23 protein-coding genes are annotated in these 25,202 nt (G+C 53.2%); 11 read left to right on the top strand and 12 right to left on the bottom strand.

The genetic code is table 11. The features are described 5' to 3' along the window. Positions 1 to 93 precede the first annotated feature (93 nt). On the bottom strand, positions 94 to 684 hold the full coding sequence (gene yajL, locus NQ842_RS19100) for a protein deglycase YajL (RefSeq protein ID WP_014830870.1): 591 nt from the start codon (positions 682 to 684) through the stop codon (positions 94 to 96). After that, positions 647 to 1,558, bottom strand: coding sequence for a 2-dehydropantoate 2-reductase (gene panE / locus NQ842_RS19095; RefSeq protein WP_014830871.1), 912 nt, complete (start codon positions 1,556 to 1,558; stop codon positions 647 to 649). Before panE ends, yajL begins: the two co-directional genes overlap by 38 nt. Positions 1,559 to 1,686: 128 nt before the next feature. On the opposite strand from panE, the gene NQ842_RS19090 reads away from it, so the two are divergent. After that, positions 1,687 to 2,178 carry a YajQ family cyclic di-GMP-binding protein gene (locus NQ842_RS19090; protein ID WP_008503327.1) on the top strand — a complete coding sequence of 164 codons (492 nt, stop codon included), beginning with the start codon at positions 1,687 to 1,689 and terminating at the stop codon, positions 2,176 to 2,178. A gap of 32 nt (positions 2,179 to 2,210) precedes the next feature. On the opposite strand, the gene NQ842_RS19085 is transcribed toward NQ842_RS19090, so the two are convergent. The 8 genes from NQ842_RS19085 to NQ842_RS19050 form a co-directional block, all read right to left on the bottom strand. Continuing rightward, entirely contained in the window at positions 2,211 to 3,572 is a 1,362-nt protein-coding gene (locus tag NQ842_RS19085) for an MFS transporter (protein WP_046888885.1), read from the bottom strand. A 150-nt stretch (positions 3,573 to 3,722) separates the two neighbouring features. Beyond that, positions 3,723 to 4,610 (bottom strand): heme o synthase, encoded by an 888-nt coding sequence (gene cyoE, locus NQ842_RS19080; RefSeq protein ID WP_010428092.1) that lies wholly within the window; start codon positions 4,608 to 4,610, stop codon positions 3,723 to 3,725. Between the two features lie 11 nt (positions 4,611 to 4,621). Further along, the gene (locus NQ842_RS19075) at positions 4,622 to 4,948 is read right to left on the bottom strand and encodes a cytochrome o ubiquinol oxidase subunit IV (RefSeq protein WP_006176899.1); all 327 of its coding nucleotides are present in this window, start codon (positions 4,946 to 4,948) and stop codon (positions 4,622 to 4,624) included. Next, positions 4,948 to 5,562 (bottom strand): cytochrome o ubiquinol oxidase subunit III, encoded by a 615-nt coding sequence (locus NQ842_RS19070; RefSeq protein WP_008503324.1) that lies wholly within the window; start codon positions 5,560 to 5,562, stop codon positions 4,948 to 4,950. Before NQ842_RS19070 ends, NQ842_RS19075 begins: the two co-directional genes overlap by 1 nt. Beyond that, complete coding sequence (gene cyoB / locus NQ842_RS19065; RefSeq protein ID WP_014830873.1) at positions 5,552 to 7,543, bottom strand: cytochrome o ubiquinol oxidase subunit I; 1,992 nt, start codon at positions 7,541 to 7,543, stop codon at positions 5,552 to 5,554. Before cyoB ends, NQ842_RS19070 begins: the two co-directional genes overlap by 11 nt. 16 nt (positions 7,544 to 7,559) lie before the next feature. Next, positions 7,560 to 8,507: a cytochrome o ubiquinol oxidase subunit II gene (gene cyoA / locus NQ842_RS19060; RefSeq protein ID WP_257256207.1), complete on the bottom strand. Its 948-nt coding sequence runs from the start codon at positions 8,505 to 8,507 to the stop codon at positions 7,560 to 7,562. Between the two features lie 479 nt (positions 8,508 to 8,986). Further along, positions 8,987 to 10,462: a muropeptide MFS transporter AmpG gene (ampG, locus tag NQ842_RS19055; RefSeq protein ID WP_248041893.1), complete on the bottom strand. Its 1,476-nt coding sequence runs from the start codon at positions 10,460 to 10,462 to the stop codon at positions 8,987 to 8,989. Positions 10,463 to 10,507: 45 nt separating this feature from the next. Beyond that, entirely contained in the window at positions 10,508 to 11,086 is a 579-nt protein-coding gene (locus NQ842_RS19050; RefSeq protein WP_014830875.1) for a lipoprotein, read from the bottom strand. Between the two features lie 305 nt (positions 11,087 to 11,391). On the opposite strand from NQ842_RS19050, the gene bolA reads away from it, so the two are divergent. The 9 genes from bolA to NQ842_RS19005 all read left to right on the top strand — a co-directional run bounded on the left by bolA (position 11,392) and on the right by NQ842_RS19005 (position 21,752). Continuing rightward, positions 11,392 to 11,709: a transcriptional regulator BolA gene (gene bolA, locus NQ842_RS19045; RefSeq protein ID WP_014830876.1), complete on the top strand. Its 318-nt coding sequence runs from the start codon at positions 11,392 to 11,394 to the stop codon at positions 11,707 to 11,709. A 330-nt stretch (positions 11,710 to 12,039) separates the two neighbouring features. After that, the gene (tig, locus tag NQ842_RS19040; protein WP_257256206.1) at positions 12,040 to 13,338 is read left to right on the top strand and encodes a trigger factor; all 1,299 of its coding nucleotides are present in this window, start codon (positions 12,040 to 12,042) and stop codon (positions 13,336 to 13,338) included. Positions 13,339 to 13,596: 258 nt separating this feature from the next. Further along, complete coding sequence (clpP, locus tag NQ842_RS19035) at positions 13,597 to 14,220, top strand: ATP-dependent Clp endopeptidase proteolytic subunit ClpP (protein WP_014069126.1); 624 nt, start codon at positions 13,597 to 13,599, stop codon at positions 14,218 to 14,220. A 127-nt stretch (positions 14,221 to 14,347) separates the two neighbouring features. Next, complete coding sequence (clpX, locus tag NQ842_RS19030; RefSeq protein WP_014830877.1) at positions 14,348 to 15,622, top strand: ATP-dependent protease ATP-binding subunit ClpX; 1,275 nt, start codon at positions 14,348 to 14,350, stop codon at positions 15,620 to 15,622. 184 nt (positions 15,623 to 15,806) lie between these two features. Continuing rightward, on the top strand, positions 15,807 to 18,161 hold the full coding sequence (gene lon, locus NQ842_RS19025) for an endopeptidase La (RefSeq protein WP_257256205.1): 2,355 nt from the start codon (positions 15,807 to 15,809) through the stop codon (positions 18,159 to 18,161). Positions 18,162 to 18,371: 210 nt separating this feature from the next. Further along, positions 18,372 to 18,644: a nucleoid-associated protein HU-beta gene (hupB, locus tag NQ842_RS19020; RefSeq protein ID WP_002444653.1), complete on the top strand. Its 273-nt coding sequence runs from the start codon at positions 18,372 to 18,374 to the stop codon at positions 18,642 to 18,644. A gap of 212 nt (positions 18,645 to 18,856) precedes the next feature. Continuing rightward, a complete protein-coding gene (gene ppiD / locus NQ842_RS19015) occupies positions 18,857 to 20,728 on the top strand; it encodes a peptidylprolyl isomerase (RefSeq protein ID WP_050860809.1) in 1,872 nt (623 codons plus the stop codon). 148 nt (positions 20,729 to 20,876) lie between these two features. Continuing rightward, positions 20,877 to 21,254, top strand: coding sequence for a helix-hairpin-helix domain-containing protein (locus NQ842_RS19010; RefSeq protein ID WP_014830879.1), 378 nt, complete (start codon positions 20,877 to 20,879; stop codon positions 21,252 to 21,254). A gap of 99 nt (positions 21,255 to 21,353) precedes the next feature. Next, positions 21,354 to 21,752 carry a YbgC/FadM family acyl-CoA thioesterase gene (locus NQ842_RS19005; protein ID WP_014830880.1) on the top strand — a complete coding sequence of 133 codons (399 nt, stop codon included), beginning with the start codon at positions 21,354 to 21,356 and terminating at the stop codon, positions 21,750 to 21,752. 63 nt (positions 21,753 to 21,815) lie between these two features. Here NQ842_RS19005 and queC read toward each other — a convergent pair whose 3' ends face one another. Next, positions 21,816 to 22,511: a 7-cyano-7-deazaguanine synthase QueC gene (gene queC, locus NQ842_RS19000; protein WP_013095864.1), complete on the bottom strand. Its 696-nt coding sequence runs from the start codon at positions 22,509 to 22,511 to the stop codon at positions 21,816 to 21,818. A gap of 66 nt (positions 22,512 to 22,577) precedes the next feature. Further along, entirely contained in the window at positions 22,578 to 24,278 is a 1,701-nt protein-coding gene (locus NQ842_RS18995; protein WP_257256204.1) for an SgrR family transcriptional regulator, read from the bottom strand. A 101-nt stretch (positions 24,279 to 24,379) separates the two neighbouring features. On the opposite strand from NQ842_RS18995, the gene cof reads away from it, so the two are divergent. Beyond that, on the top strand, positions 24,380 to 25,198 hold the full coding sequence (cof, locus tag NQ842_RS18990) for an HMP-PP phosphatase (protein ID WP_063412462.1): 819 nt from the start codon (positions 24,380 to 24,382) through the stop codon (positions 25,196 to 25,198). Positions 25,199 to 25,202 lie beyond the last annotated feature (4 nt).

The raw sequence follows: 25,202 nt of genomic DNA, 5'->3' as shown, positions 1-25,202 counted from the left end.
AGGGAGTGCGGCCTGATGCCCTCACCCCGACCCTCTCCCACGGGTAGAGGGTGCAAACATTAAAAACGGCAACCTCAGGTTGCCGTTTTGCTTTTACTCGTAGTAGTTATAAATCCCCGCCGCCATCACCAGCGTTGAGGCGACGTCGTAGGCTTTCTCACGCCCGACCAGCAGGTCAACAATCTTTAAGCCAAAGTCTATCGCGGTTCCTGGCCCCTGGCTGGTGAGCAGGTTGACGCGCGGATCCCAGACGACGCGTTTATCCACCCACTGCTCTTCCGGTATAGTCTCTTTCAGCCCCGGGAAACCGGTCATGTTACCAATGGGGAAGATATTATGTGGAACCAGTACCGTCCCGGCGGCGGCACAAATGGCGGCAACGATACGTCCCGACAGATGAAACTGTCTGACGGTTTCGACTAACAAAGGGCTGTCGCGAAAACACTCCGCACCTTTCAGGCCTCCGGGCAGCACGATGATGTCGTAATCCCCGTCGGCCACCTGTACCAGTGGGGCATCTGCAAGGAGTTTCACTCCACGGGAACAGGTAATAGCCAGGTTGCCATCGCTGGCGACGCTGGCGGTGGTGACCTTAATGCCGCCACGCACCATGATATCGATGGTGGTGACCGCTTCAGTCTCTTCGCTACCAGGGGCGAGGCAAACCAGTGCCGACGCGCTCATATTCACTCTCCTTACGTTTTACCAGGTCATACAGGCGGGCGTTTTCCGGCACAGCAATGCCGTGTGCCCGGGCGCGTTTTAGCAGATAGCCAGTGATGTAGTCGATTTCGGTGTGGCGTAGCGCCCGAACATCCTGCAGCATGGATGAGATATTTTCTGCCGTACTATCAATAACCTGCTCGACATAATAGCGTAAATCATCCGCCGATGTGTGTAAGCCTTCACGCTCGATTACCGAGGCGACTTCGGCACAGAGGGTGGCAACGTCCTGGGGATGGTTCTTCAGTTCCCCGTTCGGGCAGTTCCACAGTGCGGTCAGTGGATTGATCACACAGTTAACGGCCAGCTTGCGCCACAGCTGTGGGCGGATGTTGTTATGCCAGGCCACATCTGGCAGTACGTTCTGCAGCGTGTCTGCCAGATAACTGTAGTCGCCATCCTGGTCGCGGGCAGGCCCAATATGCGTGACGCCGTTGGCGACATGCACAATGATATTGCCATCGCGGCGCGCAGCGTGCGTGGTGGTGGCCATCAGCAGCGGCTGGGCAATGCTTTTCAACTCATCAATCGTCCCCATACCGTTATGCAGCAGTAAAATGGGCGATGTTGGGGGGAGTTGGGCTGCCAGCGCTTTTACCGCATCTGAAACTTGCCACGCTTTGAGCGTGACCAACAGCAGGTCGCTTTGCGCCAGGAAATCAGGATCGTTCGCGGTGAGGGATTCGTTAAAGATACTTCCGTCTTCACCAATCAGGTTTACACTGCAATAGGGCTGAGGTACACGCAGCCAACCCTGAACCTCGTGTCCGTGCTTGCATAGCGCGGCCAGCCATAGCTGACCAAGGGCTCCGCATCCGAGCACTGTGATTTTCATTGTTCCTCCTCACCTGCAACTGCGCCAGGTGTTACGGCCTAAGTATAGCGCCGTCAGCTAAGCTTCTGTTGAGTTATGCCTCGTAGCGGGTATTATGCAACGCAACAAAAATGAAGGGAGAAGAAAAGATGCCATCTTTCGATATTGTTTCCGAAGTTGATATCCAGGAAGTTCGCAACGGCGTAGAAAACGCAACCCGCGAAGTTGAGTCACGTTTCGATTTTCGTGGCGTTGAAGCCTCGTTTGAGCTGAACGATGCCAATAAGACCATTAAGGTGCTGAGCGAATCTGATTTTCAGGTTAATCAGCTGCTCGATATTCTGCGCGCCAAGCTGTTAAAACGCGGCATTGAAGGGACCTCGCTGGACGTACCGGAAGAGTTCGTGCACAGCGGTAAAACCTGGTTTGTTGAAGCCAAACTGAAGCAGGGCATTGAGAGCGCGGTTCAGAAGAAAATCGTTAAGCTCATCAAAGACAGCAAGCTGAAGGTTCAGGCGCAGATCCAGGGCGAAGAAATTCGTGTAACCGGTAAATCCCGTGATGACCTGCAGTCCGTCATGGCGCTGGTGCGCGGCGGCGATCTGGGGCAACCGTTCCAGTTCAAAAACTTCCGCGATTAAAACGAAAAAGCCCGGTCAGACCGGGCTTTTTTTCAGGCTTTCAGGGCCTGTTCGACTTCAAAGCGGTTTGTCACTTTACTGTCTATTTTGACATACGCGCTGCGCTCTTCTGCCGCGATAAGCACTTCACTCACGCCCTCTGTCGATACAAGACGCTGTTTCAGCGCATCATCGATCTCAACGTCGTCCGGAATTTCTACCCGCAGACTACTGACGTAGCGCGGCTCTTTCATGGTACCGGCGACCAGCAGCCAGACCGTCGCCAGCAGTGCGCCCGCGAGGAAGACGGTTTGTGAATCAAACAGGCCGTCTACCCAGCCACCGAGTGCGCCGCCAATCGCCACGCCGATAAACTGGCTGGTGGAGTAGATACCCATCGCCGTGCCTTTATAACCGGCAGGGGATTCCTTACTGATCAGCGACGGCAGCAGGGCTTCCATCAGGTTAAACGCCAGGAAGAAGATCTGCACACCGGCAACCAGCTCCCAGAAGTGCGGACCGGCGCCCCAGAGTACGATCTCGGCAATCAGCAATACCGCCACGCAGCCGATAAAGACGCGCTTCATCTTGCGCTTCACTTCGGCATAGATAATAAACGGTACCACCGAGACGAACGAAATCACCATCGTCACCAGATAGATTTTCCAGTGCTCTGCCGCCGGGAAACCTGCTGCAGCCAGCTGGCCGGGCAGGGCGACAAAGGTCGACATCAGCAAAATGTGCAGACACATAATGCCGAAGTTCAGCTTCAGCAGGCGCGGCTCAACCAGCACTTTGCTAAAGCAGCCTTTTACCATCCCGGATTCACGGTTCAGGACGTGGTTTTTGCTGTCCGGTACCACCCACAGCGTTAAGGCAATACCGAGGGTCGCCAGCACGGCAATCATCCAGAACAGGGCGTGCAGGCCAAGCGTATGGGTAATAATCGGGCCGAGCACCATCGCAATCGCAAACGTGACGCCAAAGCTCACGCCGATAAATGCCATCGCTTTGGTACGGTTTTGTTCGCGGGTTAAATCCGACAGCAGCGCCATCACGGCGGCGGCAATCGCGCCGGAACCCTGCAGGGCGCGGCCAAGAATAATGCCCCAGATGGAGTGGGAGAGGGCAGCGATGACGCTACCCAGCACGAACACCAGCAGACCACCAACAATCAGGGGTTTGCGGCCTACACGGTCAGAGAGCAGACCAAACGGGATCTGGAATACCGCCTGAGCCAGACCATAAATACCAATCGCCAGGCCAATCAATGCTTCGCTGGCGCCCTGTAATGCCATGCCGTACGTGGTCAGAACAGGCAGGACCATAAACATGCCGAGCATCCGTAGCGAGAAAACAGTCCCTAAACCCCAGGTCGCGCGTAGCTCGCCCGGTGTCATTTTATAATCGTTCATTGCCACCTCAATTCAAAAGCAGGCATTAGTTTAGGCGGGGTGTTAATTGCGGTAAACAGGTGTTTGTTTAAGAGATATTACCATCGTGCAAAACAGCGTCGGGCAAAAAAAAAGCCAGGTGATTAACCTGGCTTTTTCATTTCTGCACACTTACCAGACGTAAGTCAGCAGGTTGTGCGAATCCGGCACCATGAAGTCCACGGACATCATCACCGACAACGAGGTGATGGCGACAATCGAGAACACAAACAGTTTGCGCGCCCAGACTTTGTCATCTTCCACTTTGTAACCGCGCAGGGCCATACCAAGCCACCAGACGCTCACCGCGGCGGCCACGACCAGATATTTATACCCGGCGTACCCCCCCAGCGAGAGCATCAGCGTTGCCACGGCAAAGGCGATGATGTACAGCGTGATGTGGTTCTTGGCAACGGAAATGCCTTTCACGACCGGCAGAACCGGAATGTTCGCTGCCTGATAATCCTTAAAGCGGAAAATCGCGATGGCATAGGAGTGCGGCATCTGCCACAGGCTAAAGATAGCCAGCAGGATCAGCGCACCGCTGTCAAACTCGTTCGTGACGGCGCAGTAGCCAATCACCGGCGGCGCAGCGCCGGAGAGAGAACCAATCAGCGTGCCGTAGACGGAGTGACGTTTCATATACAGGCTGTAAACGCCCACATAGACCACGAACCCCATCACCCCCAGCCAGCAGGCCAGTGGGTTAGCACCAAACCACAGCAGCATAAAGCCAGCAATACCCAGCAAGGTGGCGTACACCAGCGAGACGGAAGGGGCGATCAGGCCTTTCACCAGCACCCGATTTTTGGTCCTTTCCATCTTCTTGTCGATATCCATGTCGATGTAGTTGTTAAATACACAACCGGACGCAACAACCAGCGACACACCGACCAGCGTGTAGATAAAGAGGGTGTAATCAATGCTGCCTTTAGAGGCCAGCAGGAACCCTCCGATCACGGAGATCAGGTTGCCAAAGATGATGCCTGGTTTCGTTACTTGCAGGTATTGCTTAAACATACTCGCCGCTCTTAGTGAACCATCATGTTGTAGTTAAGGTTCCACATAATCCAGATGGAACCGACTACCAGGATAGCGATGATAATCACGGTAAAGATGAATGCCGTCATGTTCCAGCCTTCATCGGACTTGGTGTTCATGTGCAGGAAGCAAACCAGATGCACCAGAATCTGAATCACCGCGGTCACCAGGATTGCACCCAGAATAACCGGCTTAGACGCAGAACCGCTCATCACCATCCAGAACGGGATCACTGTCAGGATGATCGACAGGATAAAACCTGTCATGTAGGTTTTTACGCTACCGTGGGAAGCGCCATGATCGTTTGAATGACTCATTACATCGCCCCCATCAGATACACTACAGAGAACACACAGATCCATACCACGTCCAGGAAGTGCCAGAACAGGCTCAGGCACAGGATACGGGTACGGTTAGTACTGGTCAGGCCGCGACGGGAAATCTGGAACATCAGTACCGCCATCCAGATCAGACCCGAGGTCACGTGCAGACCGTGGGTACCGACCAGCGCGAAGAACGCGGACAGGAAGCCACTGCGATCTGGCCCGAAGCCTTCCATAATCAGGTGATGGAATTCATAGATTTCCATCCCGATAAATCCAGCACCAAACAACCAGGTCAACGCCAGCCAGGAGACAACCTGGCTCTTGTTGTTTTTGTACATGGCGATAGCCGCCATGCCGTAGGTAATGGAGCTGAATAACAGCAGTGCGGTTTCAACCAGAACGAACGGCAGTTCAAAAATGTCCTTGCCGGTCGGGCCGCCCGCTGTGCCGTTCACCAGAACGGCATAGGTCGCGAACAGACAGCAGAACAGAATGCAGTCGCTCATCAGGTAGATCCAGAAACCGAAGACTTTGGTCGGTCCTGTATCGTGGTGCGCATGTTCATGCGCGTGGGCAGTCGAGTGCGCCAGAGTATCAGTTGCCATTTTTCAGCCCCGCTTTAGAAATCTCGTCGAAATGCTGATTTTCCAGCTTTTCAACTTCACGGACTGGTACGTAGTAGTCCACGTCCTCGTCAAAGCTCTTCACAATCCAGCTGATTACGATGCCAGCAAAGCCAACAATCGCCATCCACCAGATGTGCCAGATCATTGCGAAACCAAATACCGTTGCGAAAGCGGCAATCACAATGCCCGCGCCGCTGTTTTTCGGCATGTGGATCTCTTCGTAATGAGCAGGTTGCTTGTACGCTTCACCTTTTTCTTTCATTTCCCAGAATGCATCGCGTTCATGGACCTGCGGCACAACGGCAAAGTTATAGAACGGAGGTGGAGAAGAGGTCGCCCACTCCAGCGTACGGCCACCCCATGGGTCACCGGTCAGGTCACGGTTCTGGTCGCGGTCGCGAATAGACACGTAGAACTGAATCAGCTGAGACGCGATACCACAAGCAATCAGCACCGCACCGCCCGCTGCAACCATCAGCATTGGGTGGAACTGTGGATCAATCTGCTGGCTCAGACGACGGGTCATACCCATGAAGCCCAGCACGTACAGCGGCATAAACGCCACGAAGAAACCGATGATCCAGAACCAGAACGCGCGTTTACCCCATTTTTCGTTCAGCGTGAAGCCGAACGCTTTTGGCCACCAGTAGGTTACGCCAGCGAAGCAGCCGAAGACCACACCACCGATGATAACGTTATGGAAGTGCGCAATCAGGAACAGACTGTTGTGCAGAACGAAGTCAGCACCCGGTACCGCCAGCAGTACGCCGGTCATCCCACCTACGGAGAAGGTCACGATGAAGCCGATGGTCCACAGCATTGCTGAGTGGAACACGATACGGCCCTGGTACATGGTGAACAGCCAGTTGAAGATCTTAACCCCGGTAGGGATGGCGATAATCATGGTGGTAATACCGAAGAAGGCGTTTACGTTCGCGCCCGCACCCATGGTGAAGAAGTGGTGCAGCCAAACGATGAACGACAGAACGGTAATACACACGGTTGCCCACACCAGAGAGGTGTAACCAAACAGACGTTTACGCGAGAAGGTTGCTGCGATTTCGGAGAACACACCGAACACCGGCAGAACCAGGATGTACACTTCCGGGTGACCCCACGCCCAAATCAGGTTGATGTACATCATCATGTTGCCACCCATATCGTTGGTAAAGAAATGGGTGCCCAGGTAGCGGTCCAGGGTCAGCAGCGCGATGGTGACAGTCAGAATTGGGAAGGACGCAATAATCAGGATGTTGGCGCACAGAGATGCCCAGGTAAATACCGGCATCTTGAACATGGTCATGCCAGGGGCACGCATCTTGATAATGGTCACGAAGAAGTTAATACCGGTCAGGGTTGTACCAACACCGGAGAGCTGAAGCGCCCAAATCCAGTAGTCGACACCTACGCCCGGACTGTATTCAATTCCTGACAACGGCGGGTAAGCCAGCCAGCCGGTCTGTGCGAATTCGCCCACACCCAGTGACAGGTTAACCAGGATAACGCCGACAACCGTGAACCAGAAGCTCAGGTTGTTCAGGAACGGGAACGCAACGTCGCGCGCGCCGATTTGCAGCGGAACGACCACGTTCATCAGACCGATAACCAGCGGCATCGCCACGAAGAAGATCATGATAACGCCGTGGGCGGTAAAGATCTGGTCGTAGTGGTGCGGCGGCAGGAAGCCGGCTTCACCCGCAGACGCGAGTGCCTGCTGGCTACGCATCATGATCGCATCCGCAAAGCCACGAATTAACATGACGATACCGACGATGCAGTACATGATACCGAGTTTTTTGTGGTCAACCGAAGTCAGCCACTCGTTCCACAGGTAGCTCCACTTACCGAAGTAAGTGATCAAGGCCAGTAAGGCCGCACCACCGATGATAATTGCAGCCACCGTAACCACGATAATCGGTTCATGGTAGGGCACTGCATCCAGTGTCAATTTTCCGAACATTTTCTTCCTCGGCCCCTTAGTGAGCGGTTTCCGCGTGGCTCATGTCCATGCCTTCCATACCTTCGTGCACGCTGTGCTCGCCTTCAGGCTGGGTCATGTCCATGCTCTTGCCGTGATCCATAAATTTGCCAATAACGTCTTTGAACAAATCAGGTTTCACGTTAGAGAAGTACTCCACCTTGTTGTATTCGCTAGGTGCAGCCACTTTTTCGAACGCCGCCATGTCAGACATGGTGTTTGGAGACTGCTTCGCTTTTGCAACCCACTGGTCGAAAGCGGCACGGTCCGGCGTCGCAATAGCTTTGAACTTCATACCTGAGAAGCCCGGGCCGCTATAGCTGGCGGAGATACCATCATAGGTGCCTGCTTCATTCGCGATCAGGTGCAGGTTGGTCTGCATACCGGCCATCGCGTAAATCTGGCTACCCAGACGTGGGATGAAGAAGGAGTTCATTACGGAGTTGGAGGTCACTTTGAACTGAACCGGAGTGTTCGCCGGGAAGGCGATTTCATTCACGGTAGCAATGCCCTGCTCTGGATAGATGAAGAACCATTTCCAGTCCATGGAGACCACTTCGATGGTAATGGGTTTTTCATCGTGAACCAGCGGTTTGCTTGGCTCAAGTGCGTGAGTGGTTTTCCAGGTCAGTACAGCGAGGAACAGGATGATCAGAATAGGAACCGTCCAGACCACAGCTTCCACTTTATTGGAGTGTGACCAGTTAGGGCTATACTTCGCATCTTTATTGCTCGCACGATACTTCCAGGCGAAACCAACAGCCATCAAAATGGCTGGAATAACCACAATCAACATCAGGCCAAATGCCGTCAGTATCAGTGAACGTTGTTCCAGTCCAATCTGTCCTTTGGGGTCTAGTAGTGCAGAATCACAGCCACTGAGTAATACAGTGCCTGCAAATAATGACAACCATCCCAAACTTTTATTGTATTTCCTGAGTCTCATTTAACGACCTCAATTCCACGGGAGTCTGGTGGCGTTTAAAGTGTGGGGGCATTTTACGGGAAGGTTACATTACTGTAAACATCATTAGGCCTGTGTCAGGAAGGTGTTACCGGGTTCTGCCGCACGTGTCACAAGTGTTGCAAATTATGTCGGTTTTTATGACCGAAGCCGCATGGTATGGGCTTTATAACGAAAGGACCCCCAAGCATACCCTAAAAGGGGCAATTGGTATAACCATTGTTAAAAATAAACAAAAAATTAACAATTAATTATCAATAAAAAGACAACTAAAAAACGAAAATTCAATCTTTCTCATGCTGAATCGTTTAATGAAAAATAGCCAGATGGAAACGGCTCCAATAATTTCCAAATCCTATCCCGCACAAAACAACAAATATTTTTTTTAGCGTCTGTCGGTTATTTCACCGTTATAATTTCGGTTAGTGATTACAACGGGAAATAACCTTTCGTTTTTATCTTCAGGACATCTGCGTTTTACGCAACGCCAGAAAATCGAGCAGCCCGCCGAGGAGGATCCCGGCGACCGCCAGCAGGGCGCCAACATCCAGGAGAAGGGCTTCGAGAGGAAGAGTCAGGCCGGTACTGGCATTGATAATGAGCACTACGAGCCATAACCCCAGCGCCAGACATCCCACCATTAACAGGCGTAGCGCAAAACGGTAGGCGCGCTGATATTCCGTTCGCGGCATAAAGTGTTCTGTCCTCTGGGTATATTCCAGCGTCTGGCGGCAGACCAGCAACAATAAAATGCCGGGTACGGCCGCCACCACGGAGAAGAGATAAAACGTCGGCCAACCGTGCGCCTCAACAAACCAGCCCGCAATCGGCCCAACATACACCCGACCCACGGCAGAAAGCGCCGACAGCAGAGCGAACTGCGTTGCCGAAAACGATTTGTTGCAGAGCGTCATCAGCAGGGCGACAAACGCCGCAGTACCCATTCCGCCACAGAGGTTTTCAAAGAACACCGCCGCCGCCATGCTGACCATGTGTTTATCGGTGATCGACAACAGCCAGTAACCTGCGTTAGACGCGCCCTGAAGAATGCCGAAGATTAGCAATGCGCGGAACAGCGTCAGGCGCTGCATCAACACGCCGCCGTACAGTGCGCCGACGATGGTGGCAAACAGTCCGAGGGTTTTATTCACCACTCCCACTTCACCGGCATCAAACCCGACACCGCGGATCAGAAACGTGGTGGTCAGACTCATCGCGAAGGCATCACCCAGCTTATAAAGGACGATAAGCAGCAGGATCAGCCAGGCATTGTTACGGCCAAAGAAATCACGCAACGGTTCGGCAACGGCCTGCTCCAGCGAACGGGGAACCGGGATTACGTCGCTCGGCTCGGGGGCGAGCAGGGTGGCAATAATGCACGGGATCAGCAGGGCGGCCATCAGCCAGTACATGCCCTGCCAGCCCAGATAGCGGTCCGCCAGCCATAACGCCAGACCGCCGGATACCAGCATGCCCAGACGATAACCCAGCACGCTGATGGCCGCACCGGCTCCACGCTCTTCCGCGGGCAACACGTCCGTTTTCCAGGCATCAAACACGATATCCTGTGAAGCGGAACAGAAGGCAATCACCACCGCAAGGGCGGCCATCCAGCGAAGCTGTGTTGACGGCTCCAGAAAGCCCATTCCTGCAATGGCCAGCAGCAGCAGGACCTGCGTCATCACCAGCCAGCCGCGACGACGGCCCAGGAAAGGTGGGGTATAGCGATCCATCACCGGCGACCAGAGGAACTTAAAGACATACGCCTGGCCGACGAGCGAGAAGAAGCCAATGGTTTTGAGATCGATATTCTCAACCGTCATCCAGGCCTGCAGTGTGCCGGACGTGAGCGCGAGGGGTAAACCGGAGGCAAAGCCAAGGATCAGCAAAATGGCTGATTTGGGTTGCTGGAAAATGCGTAAGTAATGTCTGGACATGTTCTTAAAAACTGACCCGGCACACAACCGGGTCAGTCAGCAGGATTAACGCGCGTTTTGCTTGATAAAGTCGTGAATGCTCGTGTCCTGCGCCATATCGGCGATGGTATCGGTCAGCACGCTGTTTACGGCGTTAGCGATGTTCTGGTTAGATGCCTGGAAAGCCCCTTCTACGGAGTAGCTGGCGCGATAGTTTTTGGTCATCTTATTGCCGTTCTTCGCGGTTGCGATGATGGCAATGTCCGCTTTGGTAGCGATGTTGTAGCGAACGTTACCCTGGGAAACGTCAGCGTACAGGTTGTTAACGATGATCTGCAGATCAACCGCGCCGCTTGGGCCAATCATGTAACCACGGGAGGTCATCTGTTTCTCGAGCACTTCCTGCAGCAGGAAGCGCAGGTCACGGGAAGCGGTCAACGTCACCAGTTGGTTGTCGCGGGTCACTTTCGCCAGGGCCTGATCCTGACGCTGATCGGCACCGTTAATGCTCACGGTCACGCCCATCAGGCTTGGATCCTGCTGAGGCAGTGTGATTTTTGGTGAGACATCAATGGTGGTTGGTGGGGTAGCGCAGCCGGCCAGCATAAAAAGGGCTACCAACGGAAAGAAGAGTTTTTTTAACATTTTCGGGTTCTCAACGAATCGTAAGCATATAGAGAGAAAAATTGCCGCCATCATAACATCGCTAACGGCCAGGGGAAGTGGTCAACGCATGTAAATTCATCGCCTTGTCTGAAAACTGACCAGCTCACCCGTTTTCTCAACCTTAGAATGACAAAACGTATGAGTCTCACAGTGAACTTCATTCGTTTGAATGAGAAAATAAGACGAAAGCTAAATATTTGTTGTCTTGTTGTAATGGAACCGGTAAAAGCGGCTAACATTTAAAGGGATGGGTGACATCCTGGCGTTGTCGGAGGAGTAATTTCATGATGATACGTGAGCAGATAGAAGATAAATTAAGGGCAGCGTTCAACCCTGTGTTCCTCGAAGTCGTCGACGAAAGCTATCGTCATAACGTGCCGGCAGGTTCTGAAAGCCACTTCAAAGTGGTTCTGGTTAGCGATCGCTTCACGGGAGAACGTTTCCTGAACCGACATCGCATGATCTACAGCACCTTGACGGATGAACTCTCCACAACCGTACATGCCCTGGCGTTGCATACCTACACCATTAAGGAGTGGGAAGGCTTGCAGGATACGGTATTTGCATCCCCGCCTTGTCGCGGTGCAGGCACCATCGCCTGATAAATCGGATTTGCAACCGCTGGAGTTTTTCCAGTATGTTGCTTACAGATTTCCTCAAAACGGCCTTCGGGCCGTTTTGTTTTGTCTGAGTTTTGAGCGGATGGTGCGATTTTAAGGCTAAAAATAGCCTTAAAGTGTGAAAAAAGCCGCAGCAACATGCCCCAACCGTTCTCGACTCACCTAAGTGATGCCGCTATAATGCCGCGTCTTATTGAATGTCTTCGGGATGATTCTGGCGACAGGGAATGTGAATCTGCACTAAGAGAGCATCCCGGTAAAACAGACAGATTCAGAGTTGACCGAGCACTGTGATTTTTTTGAGGTAACAAGATGCAAGTTTCAGTTGAAACCACTCAAGGCCTTGGCCGCCGTGTAACGATTACTATCGCTGCTGACAGCATCGAAACTGCTGTGAAAAGCGAGCTGGTCAACGTAGCAAAAAAAGTACGTATTGACGGCTTCCGTAAGGGCAAAGTACCAATGAATGTTGTTGCTCAGCGTTATGGCGCTTCCGTGCGTCAGGATGTGCTGGGTGAACTGATGAGCCGCAACTTTATCGATGCGATCATCAAAGAAAAAATCAATCCGGCCGGTGCGCCGAACTACGTGCCAGGCGAATACAAACTGGGCGAAGACTTCACCTACTCTGTAGAGTTCGAAGTGTATCCGGAAGTTGAACTGAAAGGTCTGGAATCTATCGAAGTTGAAAAACCGATTGTTTCCGTGACTGACGAAGATGTCGACGGCATGCTGGATACCCTGCGTAAGCAGCAGGCTAACTGGAAAGAAAAAGAAGGCGCTGTTGACGCTGAAGACCGTGTCACCATCGACTTCACCGGTTCTGTAGACGGCGAAGAGTTCGAAGGCGGCAAAGCGACTGACTTCGTACTGGCTATGGGCCAAGGTCGTATGATCCCAGGCTTCGAAGACGGTATTAAAGGCCACAAAGCGGGCGAAGACTTCACCATCGACGTGACCTTCCCGGAAGAGTACCACGCTGAAAACCTGAAAGGTAAAGCGGCGAAGTTCGTCATCAACCTGAAGAAAGTTGAAGAGCGCGAGCTGCCAGAACTGACTGAAGAGTTCATCAAGCGTTTCGGCGTGGAAGATGGATCTGTTGCAGGTCTGCGTACTGAAGTACGTAAAAACATGGAACGCGAGCTGAACGGCGCTGTGCGTAACCGTGTGAAATCTCAGGCGATCGAAGGTCTGGTGAAAGCGAACGAAATCGACGTTCCAGCAGCCCTGATCGACAGCGAAATCGACGTACTGCGCCGTCAGGCTGCTCAGCGTTTCGGTGGCAACCAGCAGCAAGCGATGGAACTGCCACGCGAGCTGTTCGAAGAGCAAGCAAAACGCCGCGTTGTAGTTGGCCTGCTGCTGGGCGAAGTGATTCGTACCCACGAGCTGAAAGCTGACGAAGAGCGTGTGAAAGGCCTGATCGAAGAGATGGCTTCCGCATACGAAGATCCATCAGAAGTTATCGAGTTCTACGGTAAGAACAAAGAGCTGATGGACAACATGCGTAACGTTGCCCTGGAAGAGCAGGCGGTTGAAGCGGTACTGGCGAAAGCGAAAGTGACCGAAAAAGCGACCTCTTTCAACGAACTGATGAACCAGCAGGCGTAATTTCGCCCCGAAGGTTTAAAGTTTGAACAAAAACCCGTTGCCTTCCGGCAACGGGTTTTTTTTATCGCACCAATAGCCCTGGAAGGGTGCTAAAACGCCCTTTCGGTGTTAGCGTAACAACAAAAGGTTGTTATGCTTGAAATAGGGCAATGTAAACCCCATAAGTGTGTAATCAGATGAATGAGACTGGCTGATAATCCGTCCGTAAGGTTACAATCAGTACAGCAGGTGTTTTCAATTTTGATCCAGGAGACGGAAATGTCATACAGTGGCGAACGAGATAACTTTGCACCCCATATGGCTCTTGTGCCAATGGTTATTGAACAGACCTCACGTGGTGAGCGTTCTTTTGATATCTATTCCCGTCTGCTCAAGGAACGCGTTATCTTTCTGACCGGCCAGGTGGAAGACCACATGGCGAACCTGATCGTGGCGCAGATGCTGTTTCTGGAAGCGGAAAACCCGGAAAAAGACATTTACCTGTATATTAACTCCCCAGGCGGCGTAATTACGGCGGGTATGTCCATTTATGACACCATGCAATTCATCAAGCCTGATGTGAGCACTATCTGTATGGGTCAGGCAGCATCTATGGGCGCTTTCCTGTTAACCGCAGGGGCAAAAGGCAAACGTTTCTGCCTGCCGAATTCCCGCGTGATGATTCACCAGCCGCTGGGTGGTTACCAGGGGCAGGCGACGGATATCGAAATCCACGCCCGCGAAATCCTGAAAGTAAAAGCGCGCATGAATGAACTTATGGCGCAGCATACGGGTCAATCTCTTGAGCAGATCGAGCGCGATACCGAGCGCGATCGCTTCCTCTCAGCTCCAGAGGCAGTAGAGTACGGCTTAGTCGACTCCGTTTTGACCCATCGTAATTGATGCCCGCGACGCGAGTGTGCCGCTATACTAAGGTAAAGCGGCACTCTGCTTGAGAGCAGCTTGCGTCTGAGAATGGCATTTGCGTCGTCATGTGCGGCACAAAGAACTTAAAAAGAGGTTTGGACTCATGACAGATAAACGCAAAGATGGTTCGGGCAAACTGCTGTACTGCTCTTTTTGCGGCAAAAGCCAGCATGAAGTGCGTAAACTGATTGCCGGGCCGTCCGTGTATATCTGCGACGAATGTGTTGATTTATGTAATGACATCATTCGCGAAGAGATTAAAGAAGTAGCCCCTCACCGTGAGCGTAGCGCGCTGCCGACACCGCATGAAATTCGTCATCACCTTGACGACTATGTCATCGGTCAGGAGCAGGCGAAGAAAGTGCTGGCGGTGGCGGTGTATAACCACTACAAACGCCTGCGTAACGGTGATACCAGCAATGGCGTGGAACTGGGTAAAAGTAACATTCTGCTGATCGGCCCAACCGGTTCCGGTAAAACGCTGCTGGCTGAAACGCTCGCACGCCTGCTGGATGTGCCGTTCACCATGGCGGATGCCACCACCCTGACCGAAGCCGGTTATGTGGGTGAAGATGTGGAAAACATCATCCAGAAACTGCTGCAGAAGTGCGATTACGACGTACAGAAAGCCCAGCGCGGGATCGTCTATATCGATGAGATCGACAAGATCTCCCGTAAATCAGACAACCCGTCTATCACCCGTGACGTATCAGGTGAAGGTGTACAGCAGGCATTACTGAAGCTGATCGAAGGGACCGTTGCCGCAGTACCGCCGCAGGGTGGCCGTAAACATCCGCAGCAGGAGTTCCTGCAGGTTGATACCTCCAAGATCCTGTTCATCTGTGGTGGTGCTTTCGCCGGTCTGGATAAAGTTATTTCCCACCGTGTTGAAACCGGCTCCGGCATTGGTTTTGGCGCAACGGTGAAAGCGAAATCAGAGAAAGCGAACGAAGGCGAACTGCTGTCCCAGGTTGAACCAGAAGATCTGATTAAATTTGGTCTGATCCCTGAATTCATTGGTCGTCTGCCGGTTGTCGCCACGCTGAATGAGCTGAGTGAAGAAGCGCTGATCCAGATCCTGAAAGAGCCGAAAAACGCGCTGACCAAGCAGTATCAGGCACTGTTCAATCTGGAAGGCGTAGAGCTGGAATTCCGCGATGAAGCGCTGGATGCGATTGCGAAGAAAGCGATGATCCGTAAAACCGGTGCACGTGGTCTGCGTTCCATTGTTGAAGCGGCGCTGCTTGATACCATGTACGACCTGCCTTCTATGGAAGATGTCGAAAAAGTGGTTATCGACGAATCCGTTATCGGCGGTCAGACCAAGCCACTGCTGATTTACGGTAAACCGGAAGCACAGCAGGCATCTGGCGAATAATTCACCAAATCATACAAGCAGTTAATCAAAAAGGGGGGATTTTATCTCCCCTTTACTTTTTCCGTATTCATGGCGTTGAATGTGTGGGAAACATCCCCATATACTGGATTACATGTTAATGGTTGTGTGAAGCACAGTTACATGACCAGTTTACCTGGCGGACACTAAACTAAGAGAGAGCTCTATGAATCCTGAGCGTTCTGAACGCATTGAAATCCCCGTATTGCCGTTGCGCGATGTGGTGGTTTATCCGCACATGGTCATACCCTTATTTGTAGGGCGGGAAAAATCTATCCGTTGCCTCGAAGCCGCCATGGATCATGATAAAAAAATCATGTTGGTTGCGCAGAAGGAAGCTTCGACGGATGAGCCGGGTGTAAACGATCTTTTCACCGTCGGGACCGTGGCCTCTATTTTGCAGATGCTGAAGCTGCCTGACGGCACCGTTAAGGTGCTGGTAGAAGGCTTGCAGCGTGCGCGTATTACCACCCTGTCAGACAATGGCGAACATTTCTCTGCCAAGGCAGAGTACCTTGACTCGCCTCAGCTTGATGAGCGCGAGCAGGAAGTGCTGGTGCGCACCGCGATTAGCCAGTTTGAAGGCTATATCAAGCTGAACAAGAAAATCCCACCAGAAGTGCTGACGTCGCTGAACAGCATCGACGATCCCGCACGTCTGGCGGACACCATCGCAGCGCATATGCCGCTGAAGCTGGCGGACAAACAGTCCGTGCTGGAGATGTCCGACGTTAACGAACGTCTGGAATACCTGATGGCGATGATGGAGTCTGAAATCGATCTGCTGCAGGTTGAGAAGCGTATTCGCAACCGCGTGAAAAAGCAGATGGAAAAATCACAGCGTGAGTACTATCTGAATGAGCAAATGAAAGCCATTCAGAAAGAGCTCGGCGAGATGGACGACGCGCCGGACGAAAACGAAGCGCTGAAGCGTAAGATCGACGCGGCAAAAATGCCGAAAGAGGCCAAAGAGAAAGCGGAAGCTGAACTGCAGAAGCTGAAAATGATGTCTCCGATGTCGGCTGAAGCGACGGTGGTGCGTGGCTACATCGAGTGGATGGTTCAGGTGCCGTGGAACGCCCGCAGCAAGGTCAAAAAAGACCTGCGTCAGGCGCAGGAGATCCTGGATACCGACCACTACGGCCTGGAGCGTGTTAAAGACCGCATCCTTGAGTACCTCGCGGTACAAAGCCGTGTAAACAAACTGAAAGGCCCAATCCTCTGTCTGGTTGGACCGCCAGGGGTAGGTAAAACCTCTCTGGGTCAGTCAATTGCGAAAGCGACCGGACGCAAATATATCCGTATGGCGCTGGGTGGCGTACGCGACGAAGCGGAAATCCGCGGTCACCGTCGTACCTACATCGGTTCTATGCCGGGTAAATTGATCCAGAAGATGGCGAAAGTAGGGGTTAAAAACCCACTGTTCCTGCTCGATGAGATCGACAAAATGTCGTCGGACATGCGTGGCGATCCGGCCTCGGCTCTGCTGGAAGTGCTTGATCCAGAACAGAACGTGGCGTTCAGCGATCACTATCTGGAAGTGGACTACGATCTGAGCGATGTGATGTTCGTGGCGACCTCCAACTCCATGAACATTCCGGCTCCACTGCTGGATCGTATGGAGGTGATCCGTCTGTCTGGTTATACCGAAGACGAGAAGCTGAACATTGCGAAACAGCATTTGCTGCCGAAACAGGTTGAGCGTAATGCACTGAAAGCCAACGAGCTGACCGTAGAGGACAGCGCGATCATCGGCATCATTCGCTACTACACGCGTGAAGCGGGCGTGCGTAGTCTTGAGCGTGAAATCTCGAAACTGTGCCGTAAAGCGGTGAAACAGCTGCTGCTGGATAAGAGCCTGAAACACATCACGATTAACGGCGATAACCTGCATGCCTATCTGGGCGTTCAGCGTTTCGACTATGGTCGTGCGGACAACGAAAACCGCGTGGGTCAGGTCACTGGTCTGGCATGGACGGAAGTGGGCGGCGATCTGCTGACCATCGAAACCGCCTGTGTGCCAGGGAAAGGTAAACTGACTTATACCGGTTCTCTGGGCGAAGTCATGCAGGAGTCCATCCAGGCGGCCTTGACCGTGGTACGCGCGCGTGCGGAGAAACTGGGCATTAACCCGGATTTCTACGAAAAACGCGACATCCACGTTCACGTCCCGGAAGGGGCAACGCCGAAAGATGGCCCAAGCGCAGGTATCGCGATGTGTACCGCGCTGGTCTCCTGTCTGACGGGCAACCCGGTCCGCGCTGATGTCGCAATGACCGGTGAAATCACCCTGCGCGGTCAGGTTCTGCCAATCGGTGGTTTAAAAGAAAAACTGCTGGCGGCACATCGTGGTGGGATCAAAACCGTATTGATTCCTTACGAGAACAAACGCGATCTGGAAGAGATTCCGGACAACGTGATTGCCGATCTGCAGATCCATCCTGTTAAGCGAATTGAGGAAGTTCTTACTCTCGCATTGCAGAATGAACCGTCCGGAATGCAGGTTGTAACCGCAAAATAGTGACCTCGCGCAAAGAGCGTCAATAAAAACAAGGCTGGTAAGTCATTTCGCACTTGCCAGCCTTTTTTTGTATAGCTAATTTAGATTGCTGATTAGGTCAGCCATCAACAACGGGTGTTGTAAGGTCATGGCAGGCCTGATATAACTGCTGCGCGGTCGCGTTGTGAAGGATTCAGGCGCGATATAAATTATAAAGAGAGGAAGAGAACAGTGAATAAATCTCAACTGATTGACAAAATTGCTGCTGGTGCTGATATTTCTAAAGCTGCAGCTGGACGTGCGTTAGATGCATTAATTGCTTCTGTTACTGAATCTCTGCAGGCTGGGGACGACGTTGCACTGGTAGGCTTCGGTACTTTTGCTGTTAAAGAGCGTGCTGCCCGTACTGGCCGCAACCCTCAGACCGGTAAAGAGATCACCATTGCTGCCGCTAAAGTGCCGGGTTTCCGTGCAGGTAAAGCGCTGAAAGACGCAGTAAACTGATTGCTTTCCCGTTTCAGGGAAGCCGAAAAGTACAAGGGCGCATCATTTGATGTGCCTTTTTTGTTTGTCCAGACCTGATTTGTGCGAGTTTATGCGAGTTGTGGGCTGACAATCGCCCCGTTTTCTTGTCACAATACGTCTTTACGCGCGACGGTCAGGATTTTCCGTTAGCGTCAGGTAACCAGTCACCTACAGCGGAGTGTTGTTACACCATGATGGACAGCTTACGCACGGCTGCTAACAGTCTCGTGCTCAAGATTATTTTCGGTATCATTATCGTGTCGTTCATATTGACCGGCGTGAGCAGTTACCTTATCGGCGGTGGCGCGAACTATGCCGCAAAAGTGAATGGCCAGGAAATCAGCCGTGGGCAGTTCGAGAATGCGTTTGCCGGTGAACGTAACCGTATGCAGCAACAGCTGGGCGACCAGTTCTCTGAACTGGCAGCGAACGAAGGATACATGAAAACCCTGCGCCAACAGACACTGAACCGCCTTATTGACGAAGCGCTCCTGGATCAATATGCCAAAAAACTGGGTCTGGGTATCAGCGATGAGCAGGTTAAAAAAGCTATCTTCTCAACTCAGGCATTCCAGTCTAACGGCAAATTCGACAACGCCCGCTATAACAGCATTGTGAATCAGATGGGCATGACGGCCGATCAATACGCTCAGGCGCTGCGTAACCAGCTGACGACGCAACAGCTGATCAATGCGGTGGTTGGCACTGATTTTATGCTCAAAGGTGAAACTGACGAACTGGCAGCCCTGGTGGCGCAGCAGCGTGTTGTGCGCCAGGCGACCATCGATGTGAATGCGCTCGCGGCGAAGCAGCAGGTGAGTGATGCAGAGATTAACGCGTACTACGAGCAGAACAAAAATAGCTTTGTTGCACCTGAACAGTTCCGCGTGAGCTACATCAAGCTGGATGCTGCTGCGTTGCAGGAAACCGCCACTGATGCGGAAATCCAGTCTTACTACGATCAGCATCAGGATCAGTTCACTCAGCCTCAGCGTAACCGCTACAGCGTGATTCAGACCAAAACAGAAGCCGATGCCAAAGCCGTTCTGGATGAGCTGAACAAAGGCGCAGATTTCGCGACCGTCGCGAAAGCAAAATCCACCGACATCATCTCTGCGAAAAATGGCGGTGATATGGGCTGGCTGGAAGCGGCGACTACACCGGATGAGCTGAAAAATGCTGGTCTGAAAGACAAAGGCCAGCTGTCGGGTGTGATTAAATCATCCGTTGGCTTCCTGGTTGCGCGTCTGGATGATATCGAACCCGCCAAAACCAAGCCTCTGGCTGAAGTGCGTGATGATATCGCCGCCAAAGTGAAACAGGAAAAAGCGCTGGATGCTTACTATGCTCTGCAGCAGAAAGTGAGCGATGCAGCGAGCAACGACAATGAATCTCTGGCGGGTGCAGAGCAGGCCGCAGGCGTGAAAGCGGTTGAGACCGGCTGGTTTGGACGTGACAACCTGCCGGAAGAGCTGAACTTCAAACCGGTTTCGGATGCCATCTTCAACGGTGGTCTGGTGGGCGAGAACGGTACGCCGGGCAGCAACTCCGATATCATTACCGTTGACGGTGACCGTGCGTTTGTTCTGCGCGTGAGCGAGCACAAGCCTGAAGCGGTAAAACCGCTGGCGGAAGTGAAAGATCAGGTTGTTGCGCAGGTTAAACATAACAAAGCGGAACAGCAGGCAAAACTGGATGCTGAGAAGATCCTGGCTGACCTGAAAGCCGGTAAAGAAGACGCCCTGAAAGCAGCGGGTCTGAGCTTCGGTGACGCGAAAACGCTGAGCCGCACCGGTCAGGACCCAATCAGCCAGGCTGTGTTTGGTCTGAGCCTGCCTGCGAAGGACAAGCCAAGCTTCGGCACGACAACCGACATGCAGGGTAACGTTGTTCTGCTGGCGCTGGACGAAGTGAAAGCCGGCACCATGCCAGAAGAGCAGAAGAAAGCGATGGTTCAGGGTATCACCCAGAACAATGCCCAGATTGCTTTCGAAGCGATGATGAGCAACCTGCGTAAAGAAGCCAAAATCAAGCTGGGCGATGTGATGACTCAGCAGCAGTAATTACGTATCTGCTCGCAGATTTTCGTAACGCTCTGCAAAACCTGAAGGCCGCTTTCGCGGCCTTTTCCATTTCTGCGATCTCATGTTTGAGCCTGTTTTTGCTGACGGCTATCGTGATGTGGCTGTCAACAAACAAGGAGATAACAGCATGAAATGTGGAATCAAAGCACTGTTAATTACACTGGCTATTGCCACCGCCGGGATGAGCGCAGGCGCACTGGCGGCCCCCGCAGCAAAAACGCAGTCTGTACAGAGCAAAACTGACCCCACTGCACAGGCTCCCGCCCAAACTAAAGCCGCTGAACCTGGCAAAAGCACAGAGGACGACGGTACACGCGTCAGCATCAATACGGCCTCGGCTGAAGATCTCGCCCGCGTGATGAACGGCGTAGGGCTTAAAAAAGCGCAGGCTATCGTCAGCTACCGTGAAGAGTACGGCCCGTTTAAAACGGTTGACGACCTCAGGCAGGTTCCGGGGATGGGCAGTTCACTGGTTGAGCGCAACCTCTCACACCTGACGTTGTAATCTCAGTTTTACTTGCACAGCAGCAAAAGTTTGCCAGGATAAAGAGGTCATACCAGTCTTGACCTCTTATCCTATAACAACAGTAAAGGCTATTGCGCTATGCAGACAAAAATCAAAGTACGCGGTTTCCATCTTGATGTTTACCAGCACGTGAATAACGCCCGCTATCTCGAATTTCTTGAAGAGGCGCGCTGGGATGGGCTGGAGAACAGCGAAAGCTTTCAATGGCTGACTGCGCACAACATCGCGTTCGTGGTCGTCAATATTAATATCAACTACCGTCGCCCGGCCGTGCTGGGAGATGTGCTTACCGTTACCAGCCAGGTTCAACAGCTAAACGGGAAGAGTGGTGTACTCAGTCAGGTCGTGACGCTGGATCCTGAAGGGCAGGTGGTGGCCGATGCGCTGATCACCTTCGTTTGTATCGATCTGAAAACGCAGAAGGCACTGCCGCTGGAAGGGGAGTTGCGGGAAAAGCTGGAGTTGATGATCGTGTAGGGAGCATTTATCTGAATGCCTGTGCTGTCGACTTTATCAGTGCGACAGCACAGTGAAGTAACCTTATTTCAGCCCGGTTTTTTTCTGCATCGCGGCCATCACACCGGCTTTATCTGCCAGGTAGTGATTCAAGCCATTGGCACGCAGGTTACAGGCGGCGCACTGGCCACATCCGTCGCCTTTAATGCCGTTGTAGCAGGTCAGGGTTTCGCTGCGAACCAGATCCAGTTTGCCCCAGTAGTCCGCCAGCGCCCAGGTTTCCGCTTTATCAAGCCACATTAGCGGCGTTTCAAAGCGCGTCTCCTTGGCCATCCCCAGATTTACCGCGTGATTGAGCGCTTTCACAAACTCGTCGCGGCAGTCCGGATAACCGGAGAAATCGGTTTCGCAAACGCCGGTGATCACCGCTTCGGCTTGCACCTGATAGGCGTAGATGGCCGTCAGGGTCAGAAAAAGAATATTACGGCCCGGCACAAAGGTATTGGGAATACCGCTGGCGTCAGGTTTGTAGTCAGGAACAGGAATGCTGTCGCGGGTGAGGCTACTGACGGCCAGTTCGTTTAACAGCGTGACGTCCAGCACCTTATGCGCGCGCGCGCCCAGTTTCAGCGCCAGTTCGCGGGCTACGTCGATTTCTGCGCGATGACGCTGACCATAATCGAAAGTCACACAATGAACTTCATCGTACTGATGAAGGGCCTGAACCAGGCAGGTAGTGGAATCTTGTCCTCCGCTGAACACGACGACGGCACGTTTCATAAATCATCTCGACAGTTACGGTAAAAACATTATGTTACCGTCTGACTTCGGCGGCGACCAGCTTCTTCACGACCTGGGTGCCGGAAGCCAGGCTTCAGTGAAATCAAACCAGCCACGGGTATTCAGTCGTATTCCGTTTACCCCCGGCGGCGCGCTGATTTGATACTGGTAGTTAAACAGTGGTGTCAGTACCGCCTCTTCCATCAGCCGGGTGAAGATGGCCCTCAGGCCAGCGTGTCTTGCCTGTTCATCGGCCTGAGTCTGTACGGCATCCAGCGTGGCCTGCAGATGAGCAAAGTGCGGCGCGCTCAGCAGATGCGGCCAGAGGGGATCGCACCTAAGCCACTGTTCAAGCGTGTACTCCGGCGCTTCGCCAATCAGTCTGTCTCCCATCATCATGTCCGCATCGGCAAGCTGCTGACACCCATCCCACGTTTTGGCATCGTAAAAGATAACGGTGAGTTCACACCCTTGCTGCGCAAGGTACTGTTTTAACTGGTTTGCCATGGTGTGTAACTCAACGGGCAAATGGTAAACGAGGGTCAACGTTTCCGGTAAAGGAACATGGGTTAAATCTGGCCACTGGGGAATACGCAGGCCTGGAAGCAGCTCTTCTGTCGGTGTAATCAACCCCTCGTTCAGCGGGAGCGTATGCAGCAGCGTTGAGAGATGGATGATATTGATCAGCCGTCGTGCCTGCATTTCACTCATCCGCTCGCTCTGTTTCAGCGTGAGGTAACAGAACCCCAGGCTGGTGCTGTTACTCACCAGCCTCAGGCTCTCCAGTTCATCAGGCTCGCCAATGGCGATCTGCACTGGATGACGACAGCTGGTCCCCAGCCCGTAATCAAAGAGCGTCGGGGTGATCCAGTATTCAATCGCCTTGATCAGCGGGTGGCTAAGATGGTACTGCTCATGGCTTTCCAGACGCACCAGATCGGGATCAAACACGCTCAGCCTGAAGGGGCCACTGCCCGTCACAGGCAGGTCAGGATGGGCCAGACGGCTGCAGTAGGTCGCCAGACGATGCGGCAGCCAGTAGTCCGGCTGATGCAGGGTAAACGTCAGGCACTGTGGGTGAGTGACCTCAATGTCTGACACGCTCTGGAACAGTTTGCGCAGAGCAGGCAGCGTCAGCAGGGCTTTCAGGCTCCGCTGCAGCTGTGCCGTCTCAATTTTGTCGCCGTTATGCCAGTGCAGGGTGGAGCGGATGTAAAAATGCCAGCGCAGGCCGCCATCCGACACCTCCCAGTGGTGGGCAAGATCGCCCGTTGGTTCGCTGCTGTTGCCGTTAAAGCGCGTCAGCCCGGAGAAAACCTGGCCTGCCAGGTGCTGCTCCGCCCGGCCGGGTAAAAAGCCAGGCTGCAGCGCATCCAGCGAGCGATAATAGGGAATGCGCAGCGTCGGCGTATCGTTTTGCCACTGTCCGCCCAAAAAGGGATGTAGCAACTCCCGCAACTCTTCCGGCGCAAGCTGGGCAAGCTCCAGCGCGTTATGCTGCTGCCCCTGCTTCAGCGCCTCTTCCATCATCGCATTACGCAGCGATTCCGGGGTGACATGAAACATGAGCTCGCCGCGCTTGCCGCGACCGGACTGCGCATGCCAGCGTAACCAGCCAGCCTCCTGCGCCTGACGCAGCAGGGTGCGCACATGCCGCTCGCTGCAAAAACAGCGGCTGGCGAGCTCCGCAATGGTGACCTGCTGCGGTGCACCTTCGGAGGGCTGCCACAGGCGTTGATACTGTTTGAGGCGGTTGAGCTGTCGCATAAAAAACCCGGAACAATAATTGTCATCTATTCACTATTACTTCCGTATATCTCACGCAATACTGATGCACAAGTTAACCGCATCACATTTCGGGAGTAATCATGGCTCGGCTCGCAGCATTTGATATGGACGGTACGTTGTTAATGCCGGATCACCGTTTAGGGGAGAAAACCCTGAACACCCTGAAGCGTCTGCACGAGCGCGATGTGACCCTGACGTTTGCCACTGGCCGCCATGTGCTGGAGATGCGTCATTTGCTGGGGGCATTCTCCCTGGATGCATTTCTGATCACCGGTAACGGGACACGTATTCATTCGGTCGAAGGGGAGGTTCTGCACCGTCAGGATCTCAACCCGGAAGTGGCGGATATTGTGTTGCACAGCACCTGGGATACCCAGGCCAGCGTTCATGTCTTTAACGATAACGGCTGGTTTACCGGGCGTGAGATCCCTCAGCTTCTCCATGCGCATGTCTACAGCGGTTTTCGCTATCAGCTGATCGATTTGCGCCGTATCCCTGCCCATGCGGTGACCAAGATCTGTTTCTGCGGCGATCATGACGATCTCTGTCGCCTGCGTATTCAGTTGAATGAGGCGTTAGGCGACCGGGCACATCTGACCTTTTCGGCGGTGGATTGTCTGGAAGTGCTGCCGGTGGGGTGTAACAAAGGTTCTGCCCTGGCGGTCCTGAGCGACCACCTGGGCTTAACGCTGCAGGAGTGCATGGCGTTTGGTGACGCCATGAACGACCGCGAGATGCTGGGCAGCGTCGGGCGCGGTTTGATCATGGGGAATGCAATGCCCCAGCTGATTTCAGCGCTTCCTCATCTGCCGGTTATCGGGCACTGCCGAAATGAAGCGGTGTCCCATTTTTTAACACATTGGCTGGACAACAACACCCTCCCATATTCCCCCGAATAGTGAG

It is taken from the genome of Enterobacter cloacae complex sp. R_G8 (assembly GCF_024599795.1).
In the GTDB taxonomy this organism is placed as follows: domain Bacteria; phylum Pseudomonadota; class Gammaproteobacteria; order Enterobacterales; family Enterobacteriaceae; genus Enterobacter; species Enterobacter dissolvens.
Note: the sequence above shows the minus strand (reverse complement) of the source record. Positions and strands in the feature narration are given on the sequence as shown.

What these genes read in the sequence shown, in the direction of transcription:
- yajL (WP_014830870.1), bottom strand. Translation starts at nt 684, where the DNA reads ATGAGCGCGTCGGCACTGGTTTGCCTCGCCCCTGGTAGCGAAGAGACT.
- panE (WP_014830871.1), bottom strand. Translation starts at nt 1,558, where the DNA reads ATGAAAATCACAGTGCTCGGATGCGGAGCCCTTGGTCAGCTATGGCTG.
- NQ842_RS19090 (WP_008503327.1), top strand. Translation starts at nt 1,687, where the DNA reads ATGCCATCTTTCGATATTGTTTCCGAAGTTGATATCCAGGAAGTTCGC.
- NQ842_RS19085 (WP_046888885.1), bottom strand. Translation starts at nt 3,572, where the DNA reads ATGAACGATTATAAAATGACACCGGGCGAGCTACGCGCGACCTGGGGT.
- cyoE (WP_010428092.1), bottom strand. Translation starts at nt 4,610, where the DNA reads ATGTTTAAGCAATACCTGCAAGTAACGAAACCAGGCATCATCTTTGGC.
- NQ842_RS19075 (WP_006176899.1), bottom strand. Translation starts at nt 4,948, where the DNA reads ATGAGTCATTCAAACGATCATGGCGCTTCCCACGGTAGCGTAAAAACC.
- NQ842_RS19070 (WP_008503324.1), bottom strand. Translation starts at nt 5,562, where the DNA reads ATGGCAACTGATACTCTGGCGCACTCGACTGCCCACGCGCATGAACAT.
- cyoB (WP_014830873.1), bottom strand. Translation starts at nt 7,543, where the DNA reads ATGTTCGGAAAATTGACACTGGATGCAGTGCCCTACCATGAACCGATT.
- cyoA (WP_257256207.1), bottom strand. Translation starts at nt 8,507, where the DNA reads ATGAGACTCAGGAAATACAATAAAAGTTTGGGATGGTTGTCATTATTT.
- ampG (WP_248041893.1), bottom strand. Translation starts at nt 10,462, where the DNA reads ATGTCCAGACATTACTTACGCATTTTCCAGCAACCCAAATCAGCCATT.
- NQ842_RS19050 (WP_014830875.1), bottom strand. Translation starts at nt 11,086, where the DNA reads ATGTTAAAAAAACTCTTCTTTCCGTTGGTAGCCCTTTTTATGCTGGCC.
- bolA (WP_014830876.1), top strand. Translation starts at nt 11,392, where the DNA reads ATGATGATACGTGAGCAGATAGAAGATAAATTAAGGGCAGCGTTCAAC.
- tig (WP_257256206.1), top strand. Translation starts at nt 12,040, where the DNA reads ATGCAAGTTTCAGTTGAAACCACTCAAGGCCTTGGCCGCCGTGTAACG.
- clpP (WP_014069126.1), top strand. Translation starts at nt 13,597, where the DNA reads ATGTCATACAGTGGCGAACGAGATAACTTTGCACCCCATATGGCTCTT.
- clpX (WP_014830877.1), top strand. Translation starts at nt 14,348, where the DNA reads ATGACAGATAAACGCAAAGATGGTTCGGGCAAACTGCTGTACTGCTCT.
- lon (WP_257256205.1), top strand. Translation starts at nt 15,807, where the DNA reads ATGAATCCTGAGCGTTCTGAACGCATTGAAATCCCCGTATTGCCGTTG.
- ppiD (WP_050860809.1), top strand. Translation starts at nt 18,857, where the DNA reads ATGATGGACAGCTTACGCACGGCTGCTAACAGTCTCGTGCTCAAGATT.
- NQ842_RS19010 (WP_014830879.1), top strand. Translation starts at nt 20,877, where the DNA reads ATGAAATGTGGAATCAAAGCACTGTTAATTACACTGGCTATTGCCACC.
- NQ842_RS19005 (WP_014830880.1), top strand. Translation starts at nt 21,354, where the DNA reads ATGCAGACAAAAATCAAAGTACGCGGTTTCCATCTTGATGTTTACCAG.
- queC (WP_013095864.1), bottom strand. Translation starts at nt 22,511, where the DNA reads ATGAAACGTGCCGTCGTCGTGTTCAGCGGAGGACAAGATTCCACTACC.
- NQ842_RS18995 (WP_257256204.1), bottom strand. Translation starts at nt 24,278, where the DNA reads ATGCGACAGCTCAACCGCCTCAAACAGTATCAACGCCTGTGGCAGCCC.
- cof (WP_063412462.1), top strand. Translation starts at nt 24,380, where the DNA reads ATGGCTCGGCTCGCAGCATTTGATATGGACGGTACGTTGTTAATGCCG.